Genomic DNA, 9,625 nt, shown 5'->3' with positions numbered 1-9,625 from the left:
TTATTTTACTCTTGAGTATGATGGTTCAATTTTACCTCTATTGTGTGGGTAAGGCGGCAGAAACAGCAGGGTATCATCTGCAATTTCAAGCAAACTCTGTAAAAACGAAGCGGGTGTTATCTTATGGGTATTTAGCGTTAAGGGTACTGCAACATAAACGATATTATCTATCGGATAGAATGATACTAAGTGCCATGAAGACACTTATTCAAGATAGTTTATATTGAGTAACTTGTGGGGATTCCTCAGACTTTAGTCCGTCAACGGTTAAGCGGGCGATTAATGTCATGGGTTAACAAACATTTACTGTGAGTATTGTTTTTTTATCGGCATTTGTGACAAAAACGGTTAAATTTCATTTAACTTGATGGACTGAAGTCCAACCTAAATCGAGCCTACGGGTGATAATGTAGCGTTGGACACTTATTTTTTGTAGGTCGGACTTTAGTCCGTCAACGGTTAAGCGGGCGATTAATGTGATGAGCCAGCAAAAACCTGCCGCGATGTATTTTTTATCGCTCTGTAGGTATAAGAAAACGGTTCAATTTCATTTAACTTGATGGACTGAAGTCTAACCTACATCGATCCTACGGGTGATAGTGTAGCGTTGGACACTTATTTTTTGTAGGTCGGACTTTAGTCCGTCAACCGCTAAGCAGGCAATTAACCCGATGAGATAAAACTAAACCGATCACTAAACTTAAAACTGACAGCTATTTCTTCCCTTAAAGCTGACAGCTCAAAACTTAAAAACTTCCCCACCCCTAATTTTATTAACTTACTTTTTGGAGATTATATTTGCGCATTTTTTCCACCAAAGTCGTGCGGCGCATACCTAAAAGTTCAGCTGAACGAGCAACAACCCAATCATTTTTACCTAAGGCTTGGTTAATTAACGAAATTTCTAATTCAGCTAAATACTCTTTTAAGTTCAGACCGCTATTTGGCAAAACATCAACGGTATTGCCACTAACAGCGCTCAAATCTTCTGAGCTAATTTCAGTGCTAGCATCATCTTCGTCGTCATAATCAAAACCTGAAAACATTTCATTAATCACTTCACGTTCTTGCAATTCTTCAGGGTATTCAGGTTGAAAGTCAACCACATCTAAGTGGCGGTATTTTTGTGGTAACTGTCCAACATTAACCACTTGCTCACCATACATGATGATCATCCGTTCAATTAAATTAGAGAGTTCTCTAACATTACCCGCCCAAGTGTGCTCTTTTAGCGAATCAATCGCTTGTTCAGTAAAGCGTACTGACTGCCCTTGCTCGGCAGAAAAGCGCGAAATAAGCTCTTGCAATAACAGTGGAATATCTTCTTTTCGCTCTCTTAGCGCCGGTGTTTCAATAGGAAAAACATTTAAGCGGTAGTAAAGATCTTCACGAAAATGATTAGTTTTAATCATGTCTTCTAAATGCTGATGTGTCGCAGCAACAATTCGCACATTAGCTTTTAAACTTTTAGCGCCACCTACCCGTTCAAAAGTTCGCTCTTGTAACACACGTAATAATTTTACTTGCATTGGTTGTGGCATATCACCAATTTCATCAAGAAATAATGTCCCACCTTCCGCCATTTCAAAGCGACCTTTGCGGGTAGAAATAGCGCCAGTAAATGCCCCTTTCTCATGGCCAAACAACTCACTTTCTAATAATTCAGCGGGAATAGCACCACAATTAACCGGCACAAATGGCCCTTTACTTCGCTCTGACAAGTTATGAATATTACGAGCAACTACCTCTTTACCCGTGCCCGATTCACCTAAGATCAAGACACTAGCCGAGGTAGAGGCAACTTGTTCAATTAAAAATCGTACCTGTTGCATTGCACTACTGGTACCCACCAAAGAGCGAAATAAAGAGTTTGGACGATTAAAACCACGCTTTGACGGCAGGTTATTATGATATTGATGGCTATGATGCACTAACTCGGTTAATTGTGCATAGTTTAGCGGTGTCGCCAGTTCGCCAATGACATTGACATAACCACTCAGTTGTTTTTTATCAATAACATCATGATAAATAAATGGGTAAGTTGGCTGAGATTTAATAATATTTTGTAACTTTTCAGAAACGTCACCACATAAAATAATCGTCAGAACATTGGGGACTTCAGCTAAATATTGCTCAATTTCTTCTTCAGCAAAAACATGAAAATACTCACCAACAAAAGCTAAAACTGTTTCTATTTGATGGCGTCTTGTCGCGTTATTATCGACCACTAAAATATATTTTTGCCCTTGCATTTTTTGCCCTTGTATTTGTTGACTTTGCGTTTATTAACCTTGCGCTTGTGACCTTACGTAGGACCCTAACAAGTCATTTATTATTATAAGCTGTTGCTATTATTCACTTGCTGTAATGATTAATCAACAATAAATTGACGCTAAACTGTCATTTTATTGTCAGTTAAACCTTAGTATCGGCAAAGAAAATATTTATCGATAAAATTAAATTCAGCCCAGTAAATTTATTGGCCATTTAATGGCGTCAAAAAAACAGCAACTAAACACCGCTAGATAACTCAGTAAAATCTATCGTTAAATAGCTAGCTAACTACTTGTATTTATAATACATACTGATCATTATTAAAAATATAAAAAAACTGGCATGAAATAAGCTTATCAAAAAACAATAGGTAAATGTAAAATGTAAAATAAAATTTATAGGAATGATTCAATGTTAATTATTAACGGTACAGCTGAGCTCATGGAAAACAATGGCAGCTTTAATAAGGGTGACAGACACGAATTCAATATGTTCTCAGTGAATATGCCACTAGAGGACCAACTTGCCCAGATAGAAGAATACCTAGTTACCCGCGGTTGGGACAATATTGAAGTTGCCGATAACGGTATCGTTGAAGACCCTAGTGCTATCGAGCACGGCGTGTTACTCGCTGCTTACGAAAAAGCTAAAAGCGAAGGTTTTGCTGTCACCATTAATAACCAGCCTTTACTATAATTTATAACATTTAATTTTTAAATCAAGTATGTTTTAGTATAATAAAGTTATTGTATTAAAACTGGAGATATCTATGATTCACGCGTCATTAAAAAAATATCAACAAGTTAATAAAAGCACCGCGCAACAGGCTTCGCCTTATCAGCTGGTTGCTATGTTATTTCAGAAGTTACTCGATAACATTGCTACCGCCAAAGGCGCTATCGCACAAAAAAATTATGCTAAAAAAGGCACTGAATTATCAAATGCTATCGCCATTATAGGCGTATTAGAAGCCTCGCTTGATTTTAAACAAGGGGGCGAAATATCAAGTAATTTAGCGTCTATCTACGTTTATTGCTCAGAACAATTACTGGCAGCAAGTGTCAGTAATGATATTGATAAACTCAATGAAATTGCTCAGATATTAATCCCTATCAAGTCAGGCTGGGATAATATTCCACTTGATACTCAACAACAAGTAAGCTTCTAGTGACTTTAACCGCTGTTGAAACTCTAGCTGATATTATTGAGGCCTCTAAAACGCTACTTAAGCTTTTAGATGCCTCAGATATTAAGCATGAAAGTGAAAGTCAGAGCGAAATAAAAGGTGGAATAGAAAGTGGAATAGAGAGTGGAATAGAGAGTCTAGTAGAAGGTAAAAAAAAAGAGGTAGAGTCGATAACAAAGTCAAGCCTTCAGGATAATAGCAAGCAAATTAATACCACAAAGCTACTCAAATTAATGAGTCATAGAGAAGAAAAAATTTATCAGTTATTTGAGCATTTTAGCACTGAAGAATTACAATTACACCTTGTACAACTCCAAGCTATGGCGACACTCGACAGCCAACTGATCGAAAAAGTAAATAGCACTCAACAATCAGCCAAGTCTAAAATTTTAACCTTAAAGAAAAACAAAAAAGCGATAAACCTTTATCAAAAACTGTAAAGTTGCTCAGTAGATAACATTACTATTGCCATGCAATTTTCTTAAACTGATTAAATGGAGTTTAACCAGTTTAAGCATAATACTGTTCAACAACATAATACCCGCTGTAGAGCTTTTTTGATCACAGGCTTAATCACCCGTTTAACGCTTGACGGACTGAAGTCCGACCTACAAGTGAACTTAAAACTGCCAGCTCTTTTTAATGACTAACTGACCGCTTAAAGCTATTTATTGCTTAGTACTAAGCGCACTGAAATGTTATTTTGTTAGGTATTATTTTTCAGTGATAATTAATTGTTGTTTCTCACAACACCTGGCAGGTTATCAAGTTGCTGCTTTAAATAACTACTGGTTGCATTCAAGTTAGATACAATCAAATCCATGGCATTGTACTGTGCAAACAATCGTGCTTCTAGTGAATCAATTCGCCTAGTAAAATCGATGCGCTCGTCATCTATTTTTGTTAATTGGTTATTCTTGCTGTTAATTCGTCCCTCAATTAAACCACCTGACTCTGTATAAAAGTCAGTTAAGGTTTTGAGTGACGCAGCAAAACCTGGGGCATCATCGGAGCCAACAAAAAAGTTTTGTACTCCTGAAACATTTAGTGCTATTTGGGCATTCAGATCTTCGCTATCCAACTCTAATTTACCAAAGCGATCGGCACGAATGCCTAATTGGTTTAAGGTTAAATTGTCACTACCACTACTGGCAAATGAACTACTAAGCTCTTGGCGCAATTTGCCCATGACACCACGTAACAGTGAGTCACCGGCAAGTGGACCTACTCCGTTTTCACTTGAGGCACCCAGTTGCTTGCTAAGATCAACCAGTTCATTGTAGCTTTTAACAAAGCCCTCAATACCTGACTTAATATTACTATTATTTTCAGACACGCTAGCCTTGCTGATATCGTCGTCAGCATCATGTACTTTCTTTGCTGTAATAGTGATGCCGTCAATCGCATCAACAAATTCATTGCTACTATTGGTGACTACTAATGAGCCATCAATGGTTATTTTTGCGTCTGTTGCTGCACTAGTTTCCAAAAGGTTGGTTGCAAAGGTAGGTGAGTCTGCATCAGCGTCATATGCTAAACGAGACAAACCAGTATTGTCAGTATTGTCGCCGTCAGAGACATCGTTTACAGTGACCTTAATGGCATTAGCAAGACCAGTTTCTTGACTAGTAAAAACAAGATGTTGGCCATTATCATCAGTAATAATAGTGGCGGTAATTGAGTCGTTATTTAGGCTGTCGTTAACCGAGTCGCGAATGTCATTTAATGTCGCACTATTTGATACGCTAATATCAAAATTATTACTACCAGAGGCAAAAGACAATGTGCCTTCACCCACCGCTTCGCTACTGTCAATGCCAGCAGAAACTAGCTTGTGGGTGCTAGCGAGTTGGTCAACCTGAACAGAATAGCTACCCACTTCGGCGATTTTTGTACTGCTTAATGCCACAAAACTATCAGAACCACTGATATTTCTTTGTTGATACTTATCTGCACTGGCTAAATTTTCGATAGCATCAGCGACACTTTGTAAACCACCTTTTAGCGCACCAACAGCAGAAATATCAGTAGTAATTGCAGCCTGGCGACGATTTAAACGACTTTCAAACGGCGCCCGTTCAGCACCGACAATCGCATCAACAATTTCAGAAACCTGAAGACCTGAGCCTATGCCTGTAAATGCAATATCTACCATAATTTCACCAATTTTTGTTGCAGTAAGTGTTAGCTAAAAGTATACCTGAATAAATAATAGCCATTACAAGAGTAGATAATAAATAGTACATAATAACCACTAATATAAGTATCAATAAACCTTATATTTCGGTATCTATCAAAGTACCGGTCGCATTAGATAATTTAGCAATAATGCTCAACACTTCTTCCGACGGATATTGCTTAACTAAATCACCCGTGCTTTTATCAAGCACTTTAATAACATCGCGCCCCGAGTCTTTATCGACTAAAAATTCTAAACTACGATTCATGTCACCCATAAAGTTCTGCAATTGTTGCGCCACTTTATCTAGCTGATCAAGTGTCATCGCCGGTGTTTTACTTGCTTCATTACTATTAGTGCTACTTTGCTCTTCAGTGCGGGCTGTTTCAACTTCTGCTTTATTTAAAGTGACACGCTCAATTTTATCACTTACTAATTCAACATTCGTTGGGTTGCTTGCACTAACAGCGGTATTGACGGTATTAGTTACATTCATCTCTAACTCCTTTTTATCACCTAAACACATGACTGCACTGTCTATTATTAATGTTACTTTAAGGTGAAAACTTCATTAACCATAAAACGTAAAAAGGAAGGAGTAATAGCCCCTTCCTTCACTTATGCCACTAACATAAAATCTATGCTAGTTAAGTTGGAGACTTAACCTAACAAGCTTAATGCCGCTTGTGGTAATTGGTTAGCTTGTGACAAGATTGACGTACCTGCTTGTTGCAGAATTTGGTTTTTAGTCAAATTCGCTGTTTCTACCGCAAAGTCAGTATCTTGAATACGGCCACGTGACGCGGAGACATTTTCTTGGATATTAGATAAATTGCTGATAGTGTAATCAAAGCGGTTTTGCACCGCACCTAAGTCAGCACGGTCCCCATCAATTGAAGCCAGTGCCGCATCTATAACAGCTAAGGCGCTTTGTGCACCGTCCTGAGTTGACAAATCAACATCTGAAACTTTGCTTAATGCGGAGTTACCATTAGTAGCAAACTCTGCTGCGTTAGCAATAGTGAAGCTTGAACTTGATGTTAAACTTATTGTTGAGTCTTTAATTGCACCAGTACCATCACCAAGTTGACCATCTAATTCTGCTGTACTAGCAGCATCACCAACCAGCGAAATACCCGCTACGCCTGTTGCATTTATAGTCACTTCATTGGTAGTTGAATCAAACGTTGCATCATAGCCAGACTTTCCTAAATCTGACGCCAACTCGGTTAAACTGCCATTGTAAGTAGATAAATCAAAAGTATCAGTACCGACAGTCAACGTACCTGTATCAGCTGAAGTTAACCCGTCTATTTTTGCGGTTATATTAGTTTCCGCTTTAACACCGGTGTTTTGAGCATTAAGAACCTCAGCTAATTGTTGGGCATTATTACCTGACGTATCTACGTCACCAGAACTACCTTTGTTTCCCGATATATTAGTAGTAGTACCTGTTGAATTACTGAACGTTGTTCCAGCTATTGCTCCTGGGTCACCAAAAAGGGTGCCACCAGTAGTTAAAGAATCTTGACCAATAGCGTCTGATGATATATCACCAAGAGAAACCGAAATAGTTTCATTTGCGTTAGAACCTACTTGAAAACTTTTAGTACCAAAATCTCCATTAAGCAATTGCTGACCACCAAAAGAAGTAGTTTCAGCGATACGTGTCAATTCTTCTTGTAAAGATGATACTTCTTTCTGTATAGCTGAACGATCATCAGAAGAGTTTGAGCCGTTAGCTGATTGCAATGACAACTCACGCATACGTTGTAATATATCAGTTGAGGCTGACATCGCCCCTTCAGCCGTTTGTGCCATTGAAATACCGTCATTAGCATTACGTTGTGCAACAGCTAAACCATTAATTTGTGAAGTTAAGCGATTTGAGATTTGTAGACCTGCCGCATCATCTTTAGCGCTATTAATACGCATACCTGATGATAAACGTTCCATTGAGGTGGCTAAATCATTACTAGATTTAGTTAAGTTACGTTGTGCGTTTAATGAAGAAGTATTGGTGATTACTGATATAGCCATGATGGAACCCCTAAGTACAAAATAATATGTGGTTAATTTTAAACTTCGGAGCTTTTATTTTCTTCATTAAGCCCCGTGCTAATTACTTTAACGGCAGGTCTTAAAATAACTTTAATGTTTTTATACAAAAATATGACCGGTTAATAATTAAAAATATATTACTCACCCGATTTTGCAATGGTGATGTCGTGATCTTTTCTTAAGGTAACGTATAGGTCCCTAACATTGTTTATAAGTGAGCTGTAAATCACAACAAAGCAACAATATACCTTTTTTAAATGCAGACAAAAAAAAGCCATCACTAACAAGTGATGGCTTATCTATTAAACTTTATTGTTATGTTTTATTAACCACCAATTAAACTTATTGCTGCCTGGGGTATTTGATTAGCTTGCGCTAAAATTGAGGTACCTGCTTGTTGCAAGATTTGGTTCTTAGTCAAGTTAGCTGTTTCTATCGCAAAATCAGTATCTTGAATACGACCACGTGAAGCTGATACATTCTCTTGGATGTTAGATAAATTACTGATGGTATAATCAAAACGGTTTTGCACCGCACCTAAGTCAGCACGCCCCTCATCAATGGAAGCAAGTGCGGCATCTATAACAGCTAAGGCACTTTGTGAATCCGCCTGAGTTGACAAATCGACGTCTGAAACTTTAGTTAATGCGGAGTTACCCACAGTAGCAAACTCTGCTGTGTTAGCAACCGTGAAGCTTGAACTTGATGTTAAACTTATTGTTGAGTCTTTAATTGCACCAGTAGCATTACCAATTTGACCATCTAATTCTGCTGTGCTAGCAGCATCACCAACCAGCGAAATACCAGCTACGCCTGTTGCATTTATAGTCACTTCATTGGTAGTTGAATCAAACGTTGCATCATAGCCAGACTTTCCTAAATCTGACGCCAACTCGGTTAAACTCCCATTGTAAGTAGATAAATCAAAAGTATCAGTACCGACAGTCAACGTACCTGTATCAGCTGAAGTTAACCCGTCTATTTTTGCGGTTATATTAGTTTCCGCTTTAACACCGGTGTTTTGAGCATTAAGAACCTCAGCTAATTGTTGGGCATTATTACCTGACGTATCTACGTCACCAGAACTACCTTTGTTTCCCGATATATTAGTAGTAGTACCTGTTGAATTACTGAACGTTGTTCCAGCTATTGCTCCTGGGTCACCAAAAAGGGTGCCACCAGTAGTTAAAGAATCTTGACCAATAGCGTCTGATGATATATCACCAAGAGAAACCGAAATAGTTTCATTTGCATTAGAGCCTACTTGAAACTGTTTAGTACCAAAATCTCCATTAAGTAATTGCTGACCACCAAAAGAAGTAGTATCAGCGATACGTGTTAATTCCAACTGTAAAGCTGACACTTCTTTTTGCAGTGCCCCTCTGTCGTCTGCTGAGTTTGAGCCATTCGCAGATTGTAATGCCAATTCACGCATACGCTGTAAAATATCGGTTGAGGCTGACATTGCCCCTTCAGCCGTTTGCGCCATTGAAATACCGTCGTTGGCGTTTCGCTGTGCGACAGCTAAACCATTAATTTGTGTAGTTAGGCGATTTGAGATTTGTAAACCGGCCGCGTCATCTTTAGCACTATTAATACGCATACCTGATGATAAACGTTCCATTGAGGTGGCTAGGTCATTACTAGATTTAGTTAAGTTACGCTGAGCATTCAATGATGCCGTGTTGGTTACTACTGATAAGGCCATGATAGACTCCTAAAAATTAAATTATTTTTAACATTGCTAAGTGTTAGTTGGTTTACGTTATATATTCAAACTGCCAACACTGTATATTTCAGCCGGTTTTTATCATTACTAAAACTTATTAATGCTAAAACAACTTATGCAATGCCTTTGGGCTTCATTGGCCTTAATAGCCATGATTGTTGCGGTTAAGCTTTACAACCTGTAACCGCCAGTTTTT

At 38.2% G+C, this 9,625-nt stretch carries 8 protein-coding genes and 1 pseudogene; 4 read left to right on the top strand and 5 right to left on the bottom strand.

Annotated features, from left to right (window positions below):
- Positions 1–227, top strand: a pseudogene (locus ESZ39_RS17950) (IS4 family transposase); the annotation flags it as partial.
- A gap of 546 nt (positions 228–773) precedes the next feature.
- Here ESZ39_RS17950 and ESZ39_RS05450 read toward each other — a convergent pair.
- Positions 774–2,252, bottom strand: a complete 1,479-nt coding sequence (locus ESZ39_RS05450; protein ID WP_146878790.1) for a sigma-54 dependent transcriptional regulator — start codon at positions 2,250–2,252, stop codon at positions 774–776.
- 433 nt (positions 2,253–2,685) lie between these two features.
- Here ESZ39_RS05450 and ESZ39_RS05445 point away from each other — a divergent pair, with 433 nt between their 5' ends.
- From ESZ39_RS05445 to ESZ39_RS05435, 3 genes are all read left to right on the top strand, one after another.
- A complete protein-coding gene (locus ESZ39_RS05445; protein ID WP_146878789.1) occupies positions 2,686–2,970 on the top strand; it encodes a hypothetical protein in 285 nt (94 codons plus the stop codon).
- A gap of 73 nt (positions 2,971–3,043) precedes the next feature.
- Positions 3,044–3,442, top strand: coding sequence for a flagellar export chaperone FliS (gene fliS / locus ESZ39_RS05440; protein ID WP_146878787.1), 399 nt, complete (start codon positions 3,044–3,046; stop codon positions 3,440–3,442).
- Entirely contained in the window at positions 3,442–3,900 is a 459-nt protein-coding gene (locus ESZ39_RS05435; protein WP_146878786.1) for a hypothetical protein, read from the top strand. Before fliS ends, ESZ39_RS05435 begins: the two co-directional genes overlap by 1 nt.
- 290 nt (positions 3,901–4,190) lie before the next feature.
- On the opposite strand, the gene fliD is transcribed toward ESZ39_RS05435, so the two are convergent.
- The 4 genes from fliD to ESZ39_RS05415 all read right to left on the bottom strand — a co-directional run bounded on the left by fliD (position 4,191) and on the right by ESZ39_RS05415 (position 9,408).
- The gene (gene fliD / locus ESZ39_RS05430; RefSeq protein ID WP_146878784.1) at positions 4,191–5,615 is read right to left on the bottom strand and encodes a flagellar filament capping protein FliD; all 1,425 of its coding nucleotides are present in this window, start codon (positions 5,613–5,615) and stop codon (positions 4,191–4,193) included.
- A 121-nt stretch (positions 5,616–5,736) separates the two neighbouring features.
- Complete coding sequence (locus tag ESZ39_RS05425) at positions 5,737–6,135, bottom strand: flagellar protein FlaG (RefSeq protein ID WP_146878782.1); 399 nt, start codon at positions 6,133–6,135, stop codon at positions 5,737–5,739.
- A gap of 164 nt (positions 6,136–6,299) precedes the next feature.
- Entirely contained in the window at positions 6,300–7,679 is a 1,380-nt protein-coding gene (locus tag ESZ39_RS05420; RefSeq protein WP_146878780.1) for a flagellin, read from the bottom strand.
- Positions 7,680–8,025: 346 nt separating this feature from the next.
- Positions 8,026–9,408: a flagellin gene (locus ESZ39_RS05415; protein ID WP_146878779.1), complete on the bottom strand. Its 1,383-nt coding sequence runs from the start codon at positions 9,406–9,408 to the stop codon at positions 8,026–8,028.
- Positions 9,409–9,625: the final 217 nt, after the last annotated feature.

This window comes from Colwellia sp. C1TZA3, from assembly GCF_007954265.1.
Taxonomy (GTDB): domain Bacteria; phylum Pseudomonadota; class Gammaproteobacteria; order Enterobacterales; family Alteromonadaceae; genus Cognaticolwellia.
The sequence above is the reverse complement of the archived record's forward strand: the minus strand, read 5'-3'. Positions and strand labels throughout refer to the sequence as shown.

Excerpts from the sequence above, each read along its gene's own strand:
- ESZ39_RS05415 (WP_146878779.1), bottom strand. The coding sequence starts at position 9,408 with ATGGCCTTATCAGTAGTAACCAACACGGCATCATTGAATGCTCAGCGT.
- fliD (WP_146878784.1), bottom strand. The coding sequence starts at position 5,615 with ATGGTAGATATTGCATTTACAGGCATAGGCTCAGGTCTTCAGGTTTCT.
- fliS (WP_146878787.1), top strand. The coding sequence starts at position 3,044 with ATGATTCACGCGTCATTAAAAAAATATCAACAAGTTAATAAAAGCACC.
- ESZ39_RS05425 (WP_146878782.1), bottom strand. The coding sequence starts at position 6,135 with ATGAATGTAACTAATACCGTCAATACCGCTGTTAGTGCAAGCAACCCA.
- ESZ39_RS05450 (WP_146878790.1), bottom strand. The coding sequence starts at position 2,252 with ATGCAAGGGCAAAAATATATTTTAGTGGTCGATAATAACGCGACAAGA.
- ESZ39_RS05420 (WP_146878780.1), bottom strand. The coding sequence starts at position 7,679 with ATGGCTATATCAGTAATCACCAATACTTCTTCATTAAACGCACAACGT.
- ESZ39_RS05445 (WP_146878789.1), top strand. The coding sequence starts at position 2,686 with ATGTTAATTATTAACGGTACAGCTGAGCTCATGGAAAACAATGGCAGC.